This is a genomic window from Spirosoma sp. SC4-14 (genome assembly GCF_037201965.1).
Classification (GTDB): Bacteria; Bacteroidota; Bacteroidia; order Cytophagales; family Spirosomataceae; genus Spirosoma.
This window is the reverse complement of the sequence record NZ_CP147518.1, coordinates 5,601,846-5,616,942: the sequence shown is the minus strand read 5'-3', so window position 1 is coordinate 5,616,942 and position 15,097 is coordinate 5,601,846. Positions and strand designations below refer to the sequence as shown.

Genomic DNA, 15,097 nt, shown 5'->3' with positions numbered 1-15,097 from the left:
TTACAATTATGCAACTACCTCAATTGTTCCGGTATGGCTTGCCCGCTCTTGGATTAGCGATTACGCTAAACGGATGCCATAGTGCGGCCAGCGAAAACGAGCAGACCGCCAGCAAGTCGGAAGAAAGTACCGAAGTGGCCGATACGACCTCAGCAACGGTTTATCCGGTTGTTAAAATCACGACATCGAAACCGTCCAGCGAATTGTCGCTGCCCGGTGAGTTGATTAGTTATTACGAAACCGACCTCTATCCGAAAGTCGACAGCTACGTTCGGAAAATGTATGTCGATATTGGCGATCACGTAAAGGCAGGGCAGGTGCTGGCCGATATGGAAGCCCCCGAACTTACGGCTAAACTGGCCGATGCGTTTGCTCAGGTTAAAAATACCGAAGCACTGCTGGCGGCCGACCGGGCTACCTATCGTCGGTATCTGAAAGCGAATCAGACACCGGGAGCCATTGCTCCCTACGATATTGATGTGGCTCGGGGAAAAGTAATTGGCGATAGCCTGAGTTGGGTAGGTGCTCAGGCACGCTATCAGTCTGCTCAGGAAATGGTCAGCTACCTGAAATTACGGGCACCGTTTTCAGGAGTTATTACCGATCGTCAGCTAGCGCCGGGGGCATTGGTAGGACCAAACGAAAAAGCAACAACTCCGCTCTTCCGGCTCAAACAGGAAGATCAGTTGCGGTTGCAGGTAACAATTCCCGAAAAATATGTGAGCGACGTTCGGCAGGGAACACCCATTCACTTCACGGTTAATAGTCTCCCCGACCAGACCTTTACCGGTAAAGTAGGACGTATATCCTACAGTGTACAACGGCAGATTCGTTCTATGCTAGTCGAAATCCTGATTCCTAATTCAGGTCATCGACTGGTGCCGGGGCAGTTTGCGCAGGTTCAGATTCCGGTGCAGCGCAACCACGACAGTCTGGTGGTGCCAACCACAGCGGTTGTAACAACCATGCAGGGGCAGTTTGTGGTTGAGGTTGCCGATGGAAAGGCAAAACGGGTGAATGTTCAGAAAGGGATGGAAATGAACGGCCAGACGGAAGTGTTTGGTAACGTACACGCAGGCGATGTTGTCCTGAAAAATGGTACGGATGAGGTTCAGGATGGAACCCAGATCAAAACAGAACCCGCTGCCGGTAATTCGGTAGCCAGTACTTTGTAAAAGTGTATTGGGTTTACGGTTTCAGTTTGTGGTTTATAGTTGCTTCCCCTGGCAGCAGTTGCTCTTCTAATGCAGCGTAACCACAAACCCAATACTGAAAACCGTAAACTCAATACCGAATACAACCAACCTACTCATGATGAAACAAGTAACTGTGGCTGGCTTCCTGGCCCTGAGCATATCTCTATTGGCCAAACCTGTATGTGCCCAAATGAGCGTCGACACACAAACGGTTGAAGAAGCTGACGATGTTCGGGATACAAAACCCGAACCTGTTCGAAAAGAAACGGCGAGTCTGCTGATCTATAATCGTACCATTATCGACGCCAATGGTCATGTGCGAACCGATCAGAATTTTGTGCCGAACATTCGGTTAAATAGCTTCCTGAAGCTGGAACTGGGTTTTCGGATTGGCGAACGCCCGCAAACACAGCGGGTTGATGCCTATGACCACTACAAGATAGAATTGCAAACGAAATCGTTCTGGAATACACTACGGTTCATTGCCCGTATGTCGACGAATATTATCAAAGCACCACAACCTACCTACACCAAAAGTAACTATATCGGTGTGGCCGAAGGGAAGTTTCCGCTTTCGAAACGGTTTATGGCCGTGGGGGGGCTGGGTTATGTGTATTCGTTTCAGAAAAACAACGATGTCGAAGCGTCGCCGGTCACGGCCGGTTCAGAAACAAGTCATATTCTGTATAAAGCGGCTATCCGCTACAGGTTCGACCCAAGAGGTTTTGTTGAAGGTGTTTTCGGGACATACGATGTCTTCAACCCCTATCAGACCAATGAGCCATTCACGCAGGTCGATTGTGAATATGAGTTATCGCCCAGAGCTACCTTATATGGATACGTTCGGTATCAGGACGAAAACAAGTTCAATGTGCCGCTTAATGTATTTCAGTGCGTGGGCATTCGGGTGCATTTCTTCAAACGATAATTTCCTTTAACCAGGAACAGGGCATGGTACGAATTTGACGAATAGGAACGGATTGTAAATTGGTTTATTAGGCTCCGATTGCTTAATCCGGGCGTAATAAATACCCAACTGACCGACACGCTGGCTGCGGTCAGTTGGGCAATCGTAAGCAGAAAGATGCCGAAGGATTACTCCATGAAAATTGTCTCTTCGGCCAGTTGAAACGCATGAGAGCAGGGTATACCACACCTGAAACAACCATAAACCATTTTCCTGACCGAGTTGGAACTACAAGCATAAAAGACAATACTGCGATACTGTTTGAAAAATTCAAACGATCGACAATGCGTTGGTTTCCGCTCTATTTATTCAACCCACTTAGCTTTGCTACGTATGCATATACTGGTAGTAGAAGATGAGATCAAATTAGTTGTGAACCTGAAAAAAGAACTGGAAGAATATGCTTTTCAGGTCACTGTTGCGTTGGACGGGGAAACCGCCCGTAAAGCCGTTGAGCACGGAGGAGTTGATTTTGTTATAATGGATCTGAACCTGCCCAACGATAATGGCTGTACATTATGCCGGGATCTGCGGGCACTCAATGGCCATATGCCCATCATTCTGCTTTCGTCGACGGGCTCGCTCGACGAAAAACTGTCGGGTTTTGATGCCGGAGCCGACGATTTTATGGTTAAGCCTTTCGAGTTCAGCGAACTCCTGGCCCGAATTCAGGTAAACCGGAAACGAAATCAACTTATCTACCATTCTACCGATACCAATCTGCTGGTTATGGGCGATCTGATTCTGGACCTGCGGGCAAAAACGGTCAGCCGGGCCGGGCATTCGATCAACATTACATCCCGCGAGCTGGCTCTGCTGGAGTACTTTTTACGGCATAAAGGGGAGGTTTTGAGCCGCGAAGAAATTGCGGCAAAAGTTTGGTCTGTTCCATCAGGAATCAACACAAATCTGATCGATGTGTATGTATATGCGCTACGCAAAAAGATTGATAAAGATTACAAAAAGAAACTCATTCATACCCGTGTTGGGATGGGGTATATCATGAAAGAAGCGTAGGCTACAGAGATCGAAATGGGCGTGAGATCATTGTTTCTGAATAAGAGGCAGCGTGACAATAAAGAAACCATCGACCTCCGAAATGCTCGGTATGGGTTGGTTTAGCATCTGGTATTTCGACCAGATATTGGCCAGACCAACCCCTGCCGAAGCGACACGTACGGTCTTGCGCTGCACATTGTTGCGCACCTGAAGCCGGTCATGGCTGTCGGTTGCAATGGCGATGGTTAAGGGACGGTCGGTCAGAATGATATTGTGTTTCACCGCGTTTTCGACCAGTAGTTGCAGGCTTAAGGGGGGCAACTGCCGGTTTAGCAGCGATGGTGCAATCTGGCAGACAATATGAAGGGCCGCGCCATGTCGGGTTTGGAGCAAATGACAGTAGGAGCGAATGAAGGCCAGTTCGTCGGCCAGAGAAACCAGCGCCTGCTCATTGGCCCGCAGCAGATACCGATAAACCGAGCTTAGCTCATCGAGAAAGATGCTGGCTTGTTTAGGGGCATCTTCAATCAGCGCACTTAGCGAATTAAGGCTATTGAACAGAAAATGTGGGTTAACTTGTGCCTGAAGTGCCCGTATCTGCACTTCGTTTTTCTCCTGCTCTAAACGCTGAACGGCCAGCTCGGCTTCGAGCTGATCGCGGTGGTGTTTTTCCCGTTCGTAGGTCAGCTCACGCTCCATTATAGCCGTTCGGATAGCTGTTTGCCGCTGGCGATAGCTGAGAGCCAGCGAAAAGCAAACGAGTTCGGCAATAATGCCCAGTTGCATGTAGGTTAGCGATACATTCCAGAACGGCCCCGACCAGTTTTCGCCGGGGCGGGCCAGTGAGAGAAACATGGCCGTAAGGCCGCCCGTTAGCAGAAAAGCAGTGCCCAGCGCGTAGGTCCGCGATACGGCGTCGCCCAGCAGCCGCATCTGCCGGATACCATAAATTGCCAGAGCCGCCATGGCCAGCCGCATGGCCACAAATGAGCTTTCGTATAGATGCGGATGCCAGCCCACCAACCGATAGCAAAGCATTACCTGGACTATCACATAAACGACAAGGGCAATCTTAACCAGTTGTAGCTGGTTGTAGAAATGCGGAAGCCGCTGGCGAAGGTGGAGCACGGAATCCGTAAAATCGAAGTACACGTAATAGGCGCCCATGGGTGCAGCCGCCCGGACAAAGTAGTTTGTTTCTGCCGAAAACCAGTCGCGAAATTCGTGGACGCGCAAACCAAAATAGAAAAGCCACGCCAGCATATAGAGCGTGTAGTGGCCGTAGCAATTGTGTCGGTAGGTATGCCACTGAATTATGTTCAACAACATAATCGACAGGACCATGCCGGTAAAGAGTGCTCCCCAAATCTGAAAGGTCATGAGTTGTCGGTGGCGATGGTTCAGAAACGTAAATAGGCGAATACCTCCATCTGACAAAGGCAGATGGAGGTATGGCTCGTTTACTTCTCAATCAGGACATTCGTTTGGGCGTTGGATTCAAACGTGTTGGCGGTTGCCAGATCGGTGTTGGCCGAAGCGCCATAGGCGACAAATACACCGTAGCCACCGCTACCGGTAATTCGGGTGTTTTTGATCGACATCAGGGCTTTGGTACCGTAGATAGCAATATTCGCTTTCTTGCCCGACACAATGGCGATGCTACCAGCATTACTGACTTCGGCGTTTTCGAGGATATTTTTGGCATCCTGCGAGTAGCAGATAATTCCTTTCCAGTAGGGAATGCTGCGGTCGGCACCCGTAAACACGACTTTGTCGGTGGTAGTACCTTTTGCCAGCAGATAACCCGATACGTTGATCTGAATAATAGCGTCGCGGTTCATTTCGAGCGTAACGCCGGGGTTCAGTTTCCAGCCCGTATTGACCGAAAATACGCCGTTGATGCGGTAAGGAGTTTTGTCGGTAAAACCGGGCCACACAATTTCGTTTGTGCCTTTCAGATCCGATTGGAAAATCTCAACCACATTGCGGCCATTATTGCCCGTGAAGGTCGATGCCGCGTCCAGTTTGACTACGTTTTCGGCATTGAGCAGAATCCCGGCTTCGGTGTTGCTGGTGAAGGTATTCTGGGCAAATTCGCGCAGGATACCGCCATCGAGAACGTAGAGACCATAACCGTCATTTTGCGAAAACAGGCAGTTTTTAAGCGCAATCTGGGCTTTGCTTCCTCCCGACAACAGGAGTGCGGCTTTGGTGGTACTATACGTGGTGCGGCTCCCCGCATTCATAATATCGACGTATTCCATCACGTTGGCGTTGCTGCCCGAGTAGAGGGTTAGCCCAATCCAATAGCCTTTGGTGTTTTGCACGCCCACAAATTTGATTCGATTGTCGGCGGTTCCCTTGGCAATGAGCAGGCCGCCATTGTCGTTTACGTTCATCCGAACATCGCGCTCGAAGGCAATCACAACGCCCGGATTAATGGTCAGTTCGTTGGTAACGTCGATGCTTTTTGTAACAATATAGTCGGGAAGGTTCGGATTCAGAACGCGGTCGACCAGGGTTGTTTTAACGGTAATATTGGCCGTAATGGCCAGCGGTTCGGCTACTGATGCGGCCACAATTACCTTATCGGTGCTTTTGCCATTGGTGCTGTTAACGGCCAGTTCCAGTTCATATTCGCCAACTTCGTCGGGCTTGAAGCTTGGCTTAAACGAAGTGGCTTCGGTCAGGGTTACGGTACTTTTGGCCGGTTTCCGAACGAGCGTCCACTGATAGGTCAATGGTTTGCCTTCGCTATCGCTGGACCCCGATCCATCGAGCGTAACGGTCTGGCCGACCTGCACCGATTGATCGACTCCGGCATTGGCTGTAACCGTTCCAACGGGTTTTACATCGTTTTCTTTCTTACAGCCCGTTAGCAGAAACAGGCTGGCAAACATCAGTATAATCAGGGCTTTAATCGGATTGACGACCGAGACCGTAAAATGGGCAGAAAGGGTATACGTGATTGATTTCATGAAAAGAGGACCGCAGAACGGTATTTGCTGTTTAACGGCTTCAAAGGTATTGGCGGGAGCTGCGGCCGGAAACAACGACTCGTATGAAACGGTAAAAGGCGAGGTTGAACTGTTGGTTGTTGAAGACGAGCTTGGGCGAATGTGCTATTGTTCCGGCAGTAGATGTACTTGTAATACGGTTCTGTTGATGCCGAACGACCTCAGAATGCGCCGACCGAAGGATAGATGAAAAGGTTGTTTTATTGGCAGAATTTTGTAGATTTGGTTGCCTTGCCTCTACCTGTTCAGATGAAATTTACGGCCTATTCTCGTTACGACTGGCTTCTTCAACTCATTGTTCTGCCGCTGTATATCAGTGTGTTGAACTGGTTGTTACTCGGAAATGCTTACTGGCAGAGTTGGGCAACGTTTTCTCTGGCCACGGTTATCTCACTGATCGATTCATTTTTTAACTGGTATGTCAATAACAACATTGCGTTAAAGGTCAATCAACTCCATCCAGACCCTCAGGAGTATGTCAGGCGAGCGTTTCGGCGTTTTCTTTTTTGTTCGATCAGCTCAATGCTACATGTGCTGGTGCTTTTTTTTGTGTACTGGCTAATTGGAGTAGGAGATTTTGAACCTTCCAGTATGCGTTTGACGCTGGCTTTGCTATTCACAATCATTATCGTTGCCATTGTGGTCATTACCTACGAAAGCATGGATACATTTGGTAACTGGCAACAATCGCGGATGGAAGTCGATACGCTCAGCAAAGCTCAGCTACAGGCCCAACTGGACACATTACGGCAGCAGGTAAACCCACATTTTTTGTTCAATAGCCTTAACTCGCTGATTTCGCTTATTGGCGAAGACCCGCGTAAAGCCGAAGCCTTTGCCGAAGAGCTTAGTTCGGTGTATCGCTACCTGCTCCGAACTAATGAAGGACCGCTAACACCGCTGGCCAACGAGCTGGAGTTTATCCGGTCATACTACCAGTTACTGAAAACCCGGTATGGCGATTCACTTTTATTGAAAACGAACATTTGCCCAGGCTCCGAAGCGCTGCAACTCCCCCCGTTGACGCTGCAACTGCTGATCGAGAATGCCGTAAAGCATAATATTATTCTGCCCGAACAGCCACTAGTCATTGTGCTCTCTACCAATGGATCGCACCTGGTGGTTAGCAATAACCTGCAACGGAAGCCTAGTCGGGCATTTTCGAATGGAATCGGGCTCAATAATATTCTGACCAAATACCAGATTCTGGGCCAGCCGACTCCAACGGTCGAAGAAGATGGGAGCGAATTTCGGGTGAAAATTCCGCTTGTGCCTTAGTCGTTACTATAGCGCTTACCGATTTGAAGTCGTTTAAGAATCCAGTGCTTTTTATAAAAATGCCGTAGGCATGTCATCGTAGTAGCTATACATACAGGAAATGCCCATCAGTACTACTAAGATGCCACCGCACCGGTAGCCCGGCACTACATGGTTATAAGTTTTTATGAAAAAGCCCTATTATTCAATAATAGTTGATTGTCAGCTACTTTTTTTTGCTTATTGATATAAGAATTGCCTACTCATTAATTTCACACAATCAGTGAGGGATAGCCGCTGTCATCGTTATTTCAACGGCGGCTCCAAATACCAGTTTGGATACACCAACGGTTGTTCGGGCGGGGTAGCTACCAGCTTTGAAGAATTTCTGGTAGGCGGCATTCATCTTCGGAAATTCATCCATATTACTCAGGTATACGGTTACCGACACAACGTCATCCAAAGTAGCGCCCCCTGCTTCCAGAATGGTTTTTATATTCTGGATCGTCTGGGTTGTTTCGGCTTCAATACCACCGGCCACTAGTTTGCCCGTTTGCGGGTCGGTGCCAACCTGACCGGCTACAAATAAAAATCCATTGCTAATTACCCCCAGGCTAAAAGGGTAGGGCATTGGCGGGACGCTTTTAGGCTGAATAATCTGTTTAGTTTGCGCCGAAACTGAAACCACTACGCTCAGAACGAGCAGGAAAGAAATGAAGAATCGCATTGGGATAAGCCAGAGTAGCTGTTTTTTCACGGATACACAGGGTAAGCATCTGAAAACGTGTAAAAATAAATGCTTTGCCAATTATTAGTGTGTTTTTCGTGGCTTATTGAAAGTTTTGTTTTGGAAATTTATACAGACGTAGTATTGTCTGTATTGTTGATAAATACTGCCAATTAATTCTTTTATTAGCTATTATTTTTTAAGGTGTATACTTATTGTATATAGAGATGAACTTACTTTACGAACGCAACTGATTGAGGAGGAACTTAATAGTTTGACATTGGTCTTTTAAGGTTTTTGTGTGGGCGCGTAGTTCTTTGGCATTAATATGATTAAGTATATTGCTGGAAGGTATACTGTTTAATAAAGTTTCGAGCGTAAAAATTGTTTCTTTTCGAGCATTCTTTAACGACTTTAGCGCATTTGAAAATTTTGATATTGTTACTTCTATTTCTCGGTATTGTTTGGTGTAATTATCAAGCGCCTTATTCCATTCCAGTAAAGCATGTCGTAATTCGGCGAGCTGATGTTCGGGGCTATTATCCTCATTGCTGTGCAAATTCATGGCCATTGAGAGTAGCGTTATAAAGGCTGATATATACGAAGTTAGGTTAATTCTGGGTTTTAGGTAAGTTAAATTTTATTTAACGTCGATACACTAAATTATAGCTGAAAGAAAAGCACTTGTTTAGAAATGAACTGAATAAATAGTAGCAAAACCCAATCACTAAAACGATAGTAACACTAGGGGCTATAAAGTACTATATTTTGTCAAATTATTCTGTTGAAAAATTGCATCAATAGCTGTGCCAATGCTTACATTGAGCGACACTGTTTTTGATTTCTTTTGAGCGAATGAAACATCAGTGTTTTATGGTTGTTCCTGCATATGAAATAAAGGAGAGTGAAGAATCAATGAATTAATCAACGCAAAAAATGAAGCCAAGCCTATTTTTTACAATTGCTCTATTAAGTTCTGGTCTGTGTTTTGCTCAGCAGCCAACCGATGTTAAAGCAACATCCGATAGTATAATGATTACTATTTTCCTGAAGCATCAGCAGGATAAAAGCCTGAAAACAATTCAGGAAATTCAGGGGAAAAACAAGTTTCTGGAAATGTTTCCGCCCCGGCAGGCACGGGTGGTGTCGTGGTATGTGATGATGGGTATAGGGCAGGTGGTTACGGTGAAGATTCCGGCCAAAGAGCTCAGAACCCTAAATCTTTCCATTGAAAACGGTGCCTGGGGCGCTTATTCGACCGAATTTTATCCTACCTACGATTTTGTGCCGGTTTGGCAGGAATATCTGAAGAACAAAAAATAATGCCTCGCAGGCGGGGGATTCGGCTAATTGTTGATGCAGAGAGTTGTTTGGCGAGCAACAGTTGTTCATTTTTGTCGTTGCAAGCGGACTACCGCACTAAACAACCTGATTCGTTATGAATGAGCAATCGCGCAGATCATTTGTTAAACATAGTGTAGCCGCCGGTTTAGGGGCTGCTCTTCCGGCCACAACCGAACTTGCTCCAAAAGAATTGTTTGTCCATCACGTGCTCTTTTACCTGAAAAATCCGGGTAGTGAGGCCGATAAGGCAAAGTTGCTGGAAGGATTGAACAAACTCGCCAAATGCCCAACCATTAAACTGGTGAATATTGGTACGCCCGCTGCCACCAATCGTGATGTAATTGAGCGAACCTACACCTATTCCTGGCTTTGTTTTTTCGATAGTCCAGCCGATGAAGAAAGCTATCAGAAACATCCCATCCACGACGATTTTCGAAATAATTATTCTTCGCTCTGGGACAAAGTAGTTATTTATGATTCGATAGGCCCAAAGCGTTAGTCATTATAAGGGTTGGATAACTGAGCGATTCTTCAGTTATCCAACCCTTACTATCAGGAAATTGTCTGGCCCATCGTGTTCGGCATGGAGCCCACTAACCGTGTCGTTGGCTACGGGGCCGGGTTCTGACCGCGGGTGAAGGAGATGAGGGCACCGGCAAATACCAGCCCGGCCATTGTCAGATAGGCGTAATGCATTCCCAGTAGCTGGGCTGGCGGGGCTTCGGACGATGTATGATTGGCCAATGCATATCGATTGCGGACGCTGTACCAAACAGCGGCTGCCAGGGCAATGCCAACCACAAATCCTAAATTTCGCATAAACGCAATCATGCTACTGGCAATGCCCCGTTGGGCCAATGGCGCTGCATTGAGGGCGCTGCTGCTATTGGGCGACTGAAATAAACCAAATCCCAGGCTGACCAGCGAACTCCGCCAGACCACCTCCTGCCAGGTCCAATGGTCGTCCAGAAAACTAAAGGCAAAATAACCTCCGGCCGTGATTAGTAGTCCTACACTGGATAACCAGCGCGTACTGATTCGGCCGGATAAGTAGCCCCCCAATGGAGCCACAACGCTGAGGGTTAATGGACCCGCCAGCAAAACCAGCCCGGCCCGTTCTGGGTTTAGTTTCAGCAATTGCTGTAAAAAGAACGGAATCACAAACAGATTGCCGCCCGATGCAACAAAACCGCAAAAGGCAGCCATAATGGCCGAGGTGAACGGACGAATGCGGAACAGGCCCAGCCGAAGCATAGGCTCTTTAACCCGCATTTCCCAGACAAGAAACAGGAGCAATAGCACAGCCCCAATCGACAAAAGCGCTATTACGAGCGCGTCGTTCCAGCCGTAGCGAGGTTCTGGGCCAAAATCAAGTCCGGTAAGTAAGGATGTAACGCCTACTAAAAACAAGCCTGCTCCAACCAAATCGAACTGTTGGGCGTTTGCTTTAGGACTTTTCGGCAAAATGGTCCAGGCTCGCCAGATAGCAATCAGTCCAATTGGTACGTTTACGAAGAAAATACTGGCCCAGCCAAATTTGCCGAGCAGTAATCCGCCAATCACGGGGCCTGCGCTGGAACCCGCTGCCACTACCGACCCCATTAGCCCCAGTGCCTGTCCCCGCTCATTCGGGGCAAACGTATCGCTGATGATGGCCGGGCCAATAGCATAAATCATGGAGGCTCCCAATCCCTGAACTACCCGAAAAGCCACCAGCGACCATAGATTCCAGGCTAGCCCGCAGAGCAGCGAACCGAAAACAAATACACAGAAACCCGTTATGTACAGTTGCCGCCGACCGGTCCAGTCCGACAGTTTGCCCATAATTAGCAGGGTGCTGGTTGTGGTAAGCAAATAGCAGAGAACGACCCATTCAACACTATCTCCAGCATTCAACTCCCGACGGATGGTTGGTAAGGCAATGTTGACAATGCTGCTATCGAGTGTAGACATGAACGTACCGAACATCACTGTGCCCAGAATGATCCATTTATTAGGGGCCGATGATTCGAACTGAGTGGCTGGAGAGGTCACAGAGGAATAGGGTTACTTCCTGAGTGTAACTGGCTAAACCAACCGCTTGTTTGATTGGAAAAACAGCTGCTGGAGTACTGGGCGCAGGGTTGCCGAAAGCAGCCCGAAACGCAGCAACAGCAGCGAAGGGAGAAATTTGCGGGCTCATAGGCAAATTGAAAGTATTTGTACAATGAATTTGGCTTTTGTAATTCCTGAAACCCAGGTAATTTAACCGATTGTAACTCATGAAAAACTCTCCGACACGGCGTCAGTTTTTAGGAACCGCAGCAGCACTCGTTTCTGGGGTGGCGGTGGGCAGTAATAAACTGTTTGGCGCTCCTGCTATTATTCGAAGTCTGGATAAGCCAAATTCGCTCATCGACGGCGTGCAGATTGGTGTTATCACTTATTCGTTTCGGGATATGCCCGACCAAAGTGCCGAAGCGACTCTTCAGTACGTATTAGACTCGGGTATTAATGCTATTGAGCTGATGGGCGGTCCGGCCGAATCATTTGCGGGAGCGCCCAAAAATACGGTTGATATGCGGTCTGTTTTTCCGCTGATGCGAAAACGTTCTGCGAAACAGGAGCTTACCGACGACGAAAAGAAGCAACTCGACGAGGCCGAAGCGCAAATGAAAGCCTACCGGGCCGAACTTACCAAATGGCGGCTATCGGCTCCTATGGATAAGTTTGAGCAGGTACGTAAACTGTATAATCAGGCGGGGGTAAAAATCTATGCATTTAAACCCGATGCCTTTGGTATGCAAAGTTCCGATGGTGAAATTAACTACGGAATGAAGGCCGCTAAACTTTTGGGTGCCAATCAGGTTACGCTCGAACACCCCAGCAACGATGCGCATACGCTTCGATTAGGTAAACTGGCGGAAAAAAACGGAATTCGGGTTGCCTATCATGGCCATGAACAGCAAACCCCCACCTTCTGGGACACCGCACTGGCTCAGTCGCCTGCCAACGCCATCAATTTCGATTTAGGGCACTACGTTGCGGCAGGTAACCCCGATCCGCTCATATTCCTGAAAGAAAAACACAACCGCATTGCCAGTATGCACATGAAAGACCGGCAAACCGCCGAGCACGGAAAAGGAAATTTGCCGTGGGGGCAGGGCGATACGCCGATTAAGCAGGTATTGAAACTGATGCACGAACAGAAATATACATTCCCGGCGGTGGTTGAGCTGGAGTATAAAGTACCCGAAGGCTCAACTTCGGTAGCCGAAGTCAGGAAGTGCGTTAATTTTTGCCGGAATGCGCTAAGCTAGGCAGAATACCGCGTCGACAATGAAGTTGTATTGATGAAGAAAACAGGGGTTTTGTTTAGTCGTAATCATGGCTCAACAAAACCTCTCTCTGTTTGTGTCCTGAAAAGAGCGGACCGGTTTTCTGAGGATTAGCGAACGACATAACAGCCGTTTCTTTATCTTGAAGGTTTTTAACCATGAACTTCAATCAACAAGACAACCTGATGACAACATCGCGACGTGAATTTCTACGAAACACTACCCAAAGTGGCCTTGCTGCCCTTGCTCTAAACGCGCTTCCTGCTGAGGCATCCGCCTTTTCTTCGGCGGACGAATTGGCTGAATTGCGGGCACTGAAACCTGATCATATTGTGCGCTCGCTCCCGGAGAATATGGTCTGGGGTTATTTTGGCGCCGATGTACCACCGGCCTACAACGTGAAAGATGGTGATGTGGTCGAAATTCAGACGGTGAATCCGTCGGGGGTGAGCCGAACAAACCCGGAAGAATTTTACACCAAAAATCAATTGCCCATCGATGCGCACGCACAGGAGGTAATTGCCATCCTGAAGAATGTAAAACCAGAACCATCGGGAATTCGTGGGCATATGCTGACGGGGCCAGTATATATAGAAGGTGCGGAGCCGGGCGATAGCCTGGAAATTCGGATTCTCGACCTGACCTTTCCGGCTGGATTTGGTGTCAACAGCGTTTGGCCCGGCGGTGGTGGTATTCCCGATGAGGTGAAAACGCGTGAAACGTTCGTGTATCGTTACGATGCTAAACGGAAGGTGGCCACGTTGAAAGAGGGCGTTGAAATTCCGCTAAAGCCATTTATGGGGGTTATGGCCCTGGCGCCACCGCCCGAAACCGGACGCGTAAGCTCGATTCCTCCGGCATTTTTTGGTGGCAATCTCGACATTAAACACCTGGTGAAAGGAACAACGCTCCATTTGCCAGTTTCGGTGGCTGGTGGCCTGTTTACCACTGGCGATGGACACGGTGCGCAGGGTAACGGTGAAGTAAGTGGAGTGGCTATCGAAACGGCAATTAATCTGACGGTCAAGTTCATTGTCCACAAAGGCAAACCATTGAAAATGCCCCGTGCCGAAACGCCCACTCATTTCATTGCCGTCGGTCTGGATAAAGACCTGAACAAGGCCATGAAAAATGCACTCTCAGAAGCCTGCGCCTTCATCAACAATGAATTAGGGTTTACGTTCAACGAAGCGCTGTCGATAGCCAGTACGGGCGTCGATTTCGAAGTGAGCCAGGTTGTCGATCAGACGCTGGGTGTGCATGCCATGATTCCTAAGTCGATTTTTACGAAGAAAAAGTTTACGTATTGGACATGAGCAATCGCGCAGAATTAAATCGGATTAACTGAACAGAAGGTTTACTGTAAATCAATTGGTTATTCACTAATTTATTTAACGTCGGTGGGTTCCCGAAGGGGTAATCCGGTTGGGAACCCTGATTCCGAAAGTTATGCAGCTATTGAAAGGACTTAATCAGGCCGTTTATTTTTTGCTGGAACTCTGTATGTTGGGCGCTTTTGGCTATGCAGGATTTCAGAATAGCCAGCATCCCTACGGGAAGTATCTGCTCGCTATAGGCTTACCGCTACTAGCAGCAGCAGTATGGGGTGTTTTTGCGGCTCCCCGCTCCACCCATCAATTGGGCTTTCCGTATCGAACCCTCTTTGTGCTGGCTATATTTGGGCTTGCTTTCTTTATGCTATACCAAACGGGTTATTCCCGTTTAGCCATAACGTTAGGTATACTGGCTGTGATTAGTGAATTGATATCATTAGTAATTGGCTGATTGTGTGCAGTATGTGGTAGGCTGATTCGCTTTTTCGACTTATTTTGCGCTAACCCGAACACTAACTATTTTCCTGATCTGACCTGGTCCGGGATCATTAGGTGCTTTCTCCGTAAAGGTAACATTGGCCGTTCCGGCGGTAATGCCTTTGAGCTGGAAAACTGCCTTTGCTGGTTGAGCCCGATTCAATGTGTCAACGGCGGGAGCCAGGTCTGGTCGCGACACGGCCACGATTTCTTCGTTGTCCGAAGTGCCAATTAACTGCATTGAATTACTTCCACGGTCAGATAATGAAATCTCCTGTATTTCGCCAACGCTTAGTTTGACCCGTTTAGGTGCACCCGACGGCTTATCGGAACTACACGCACTAAGGGCGACTAACAGACTTATCTGTAGAATTGGTCCGATTGGTTGTCGTGAAGGCAAAAAGCCTCCGTTGATCCGTTGAAGGATCGATTTCAATAATGTTGCCATGAACGCTTAAACCG

At 48.0% G+C, this 15,097-nt stretch carries 15 protein-coding genes; 9 read left to right on the top strand and 6 right to left on the bottom strand.

What is annotated here, in order from left to right; all coding sequences use genetic code 11:
• The first annotated feature begins 8 nt into the window (after nt 1-8).
• From WBJ53_RS23020 to WBJ53_RS23010, 3 genes are all read left to right on the top strand, one after another.
• Nucleotides 9-1,175 (top strand): efflux RND transporter periplasmic adaptor subunit, encoded by a 1,167-nt coding sequence (locus WBJ53_RS23020; protein ID WP_338870534.1) that lies wholly within the window; start codon nt 9-11, stop codon nt 1,173-1,175.
• A gap of 136 nt (nt 1,176-1,311) precedes the next feature.
• A complete protein-coding gene (locus WBJ53_RS23015) occupies nt 1,312-2,124 on the top strand; it encodes a hypothetical protein (protein WP_338870532.1) in 813 nt (270 codons plus the stop codon).
• A gap of 372 nt (nt 2,125-2,496) precedes the next feature.
• A complete protein-coding gene (locus WBJ53_RS23010; protein WP_338870530.1) occupies nt 2,497-3,180 on the top strand; it encodes a response regulator transcription factor in 684 nt (227 codons plus the stop codon).
• 27 nt (nt 3,181-3,207) lie between these two features.
• Here the strand turns inward: WBJ53_RS23010 and WBJ53_RS23005 are convergent, their stop codons facing one another.
• Nucleotides 3,208-4,542: a histidine kinase gene (locus tag WBJ53_RS23005; protein ID WP_338870529.1), complete on the bottom strand. Its 1,335-nt coding sequence runs from the start codon at nt 4,540-4,542 to the stop codon at nt 3,208-3,210.
• 80 nt (nt 4,543-4,622) lie between these two features.
• The gene (locus WBJ53_RS23000; protein WP_338870527.1) at nt 4,623-6,140 is read right to left on the bottom strand and encodes a PKD domain-containing protein; all 1,518 of its coding nucleotides are present in this window, start codon (nt 6,138-6,140) and stop codon (nt 4,623-4,625) included.
• A gap of 225 nt (nt 6,141-6,365) precedes the next feature.
• Between WBJ53_RS23000 and WBJ53_RS22995 the strand changes: the two genes are divergently transcribed.
• Nucleotides 6,366-7,457, top strand: a complete 1,092-nt coding sequence (locus WBJ53_RS22995; RefSeq protein WP_338870525.1) for a histidine kinase — start codon at nt 6,366-6,368, stop codon at nt 7,455-7,457.
• A 259-nt stretch (nt 7,458-7,716) separates the two neighbouring features.
• On the opposite strand, the gene WBJ53_RS22990 is transcribed toward WBJ53_RS22995, so the two are convergent.
• Nucleotides 7,717-8,193, bottom strand: a complete 477-nt coding sequence (locus WBJ53_RS22990) for a RidA family protein (protein WP_338870523.1) — start codon at nt 8,191-8,193, stop codon at nt 7,717-7,719.
• Nucleotides 8,194-8,401: 208 nt separating this feature from the next.
• Nucleotides 8,402-8,734, bottom strand: a complete 333-nt coding sequence (locus WBJ53_RS22985; protein WP_338870520.1) for a hypothetical protein — start codon at nt 8,732-8,734, stop codon at nt 8,402-8,404.
• 365 nt (nt 8,735-9,099) lie between these two features.
• On the opposite strand from WBJ53_RS22985, the gene WBJ53_RS22980 reads away from it, so the two are divergent.
• A complete protein-coding gene (locus WBJ53_RS22980) occupies nt 9,100-9,486 on the top strand; it encodes a hypothetical protein (RefSeq protein ID WP_338870518.1) in 387 nt (128 codons plus the stop codon).
• A gap of 115 nt (nt 9,487-9,601) precedes the next feature.
• Nucleotides 9,602-10,006, top strand: a complete 405-nt coding sequence (locus WBJ53_RS22975) for a Dabb family protein (protein WP_338870516.1) — start codon at nt 9,602-9,604, stop codon at nt 10,004-10,006.
• 110 nt (nt 10,007-10,116) lie between these two features.
• On the opposite strand, the gene WBJ53_RS22970 is transcribed toward WBJ53_RS22975, so the two are convergent.
• Nucleotides 10,117-11,541 carry an MFS transporter gene (locus tag WBJ53_RS22970; protein ID WP_338870514.1) on the bottom strand — a complete coding sequence of 475 codons (1,425 nt, stop codon included), beginning with the start codon at nt 11,539-11,541 and terminating at the stop codon, nt 10,117-10,119.
• 227 nt (nt 11,542-11,768) lie between these two features.
• Between WBJ53_RS22970 and WBJ53_RS22965 the strand changes: the two genes are divergently transcribed.
• From WBJ53_RS22965 to WBJ53_RS22955, 3 genes are all read left to right on the top strand, one after another.
• Nucleotides 11,769-12,806, top strand: coding sequence for a sugar phosphate isomerase/epimerase (locus tag WBJ53_RS22965; protein ID WP_338870512.1), 1,038 nt, complete (start codon nt 11,769-11,771; stop codon nt 12,804-12,806).
• A 203-nt stretch (nt 12,807-13,009) separates the two neighbouring features.
• Nucleotides 13,010-14,140 (top strand): acetamidase/formamidase family protein, encoded by a 1,131-nt coding sequence (locus tag WBJ53_RS22960; RefSeq protein ID WP_338870510.1) that lies wholly within the window; start codon nt 13,010-13,012, stop codon nt 14,138-14,140.
• A 133-nt stretch (nt 14,141-14,273) separates the two neighbouring features.
• The gene (locus WBJ53_RS22955; protein ID WP_338870508.1) at nt 14,274-14,609 is read left to right on the top strand and encodes a YrdB family protein; all 336 of its coding nucleotides are present in this window, start codon (nt 14,274-14,276) and stop codon (nt 14,607-14,609) included.
• Nucleotides 14,610-14,648: 39 nt separating this feature from the next.
• On the opposite strand, the gene WBJ53_RS22950 is transcribed toward WBJ53_RS22955, so the two are convergent.
• Nucleotides 14,649-15,083 (bottom strand): hypothetical protein, encoded by a 435-nt coding sequence (locus tag WBJ53_RS22950; protein ID WP_338870506.1) that lies wholly within the window; start codon nt 15,081-15,083, stop codon nt 14,649-14,651.
• Nucleotides 15,084-15,097 lie beyond the last annotated feature (14 nt).

Coding starts and splice junctions, on each gene's coding strand:
- WBJ53_RS23020 (WP_338870534.1), top strand. CDS start 9: ATGCAACTACCTCAATTGTTCCGGTATGGCTTGCCCGCTCTTGGATTA.
- WBJ53_RS23015 (WP_338870532.1), top strand. CDS start 1,312: ATGATGAAACAAGTAACTGTGGCTGGCTTCCTGGCCCTGAGCATATCT.
- WBJ53_RS23010 (WP_338870530.1), top strand. CDS start 2,497: ATGCATATACTGGTAGTAGAAGATGAGATCAAATTAGTTGTGAACCTG.
- WBJ53_RS23005 (WP_338870529.1), bottom strand. CDS start 4,542: ATGACCTTTCAGATTTGGGGAGCACTCTTTACCGGCATGGTCCTGTCG.
- WBJ53_RS23000 (WP_338870527.1), bottom strand. CDS start 6,140: ATGAAATCAATCACGTATACCCTTTCTGCCCATTTTACGGTCTCGGTC.
- WBJ53_RS22995 (WP_338870525.1), top strand. CDS start 6,366: ATGAAAAGGTTGTTTTATTGGCAGAATTTTGTAGATTTGGTTGCCTTG.
- WBJ53_RS22985 (WP_338870520.1), bottom strand. CDS start 8,734: ATGGCCATGAATTTGCACAGCAATGAGGATAATAGCCCCGAACATCAG.
- WBJ53_RS22980 (WP_338870518.1), top strand. CDS start 9,100: ATGAAGCCAAGCCTATTTTTTACAATTGCTCTATTAAGTTCTGGTCTG.
- WBJ53_RS22975 (WP_338870516.1), top strand. CDS start 9,602: ATGAATGAGCAATCGCGCAGATCATTTGTTAAACATAGTGTAGCCGCC.
- WBJ53_RS22965 (WP_338870512.1), top strand. CDS start 11,769: ATGAAAAACTCTCCGACACGGCGTCAGTTTTTAGGAACCGCAGCAGCA.
- WBJ53_RS22960 (WP_338870510.1), top strand. CDS start 13,010: ATGACAACATCGCGACGTGAATTTCTACGAAACACTACCCAAAGTGGC.
- WBJ53_RS22955 (WP_338870508.1), top strand. CDS start 14,274: ATGCAGCTATTGAAAGGACTTAATCAGGCCGTTTATTTTTTGCTGGAA.
- WBJ53_RS22950 (WP_338870506.1), bottom strand. CDS start 15,083: ATGGCAACATTATTGAAATCGATCCTTCAACGGATCAACGGAGGCTTT.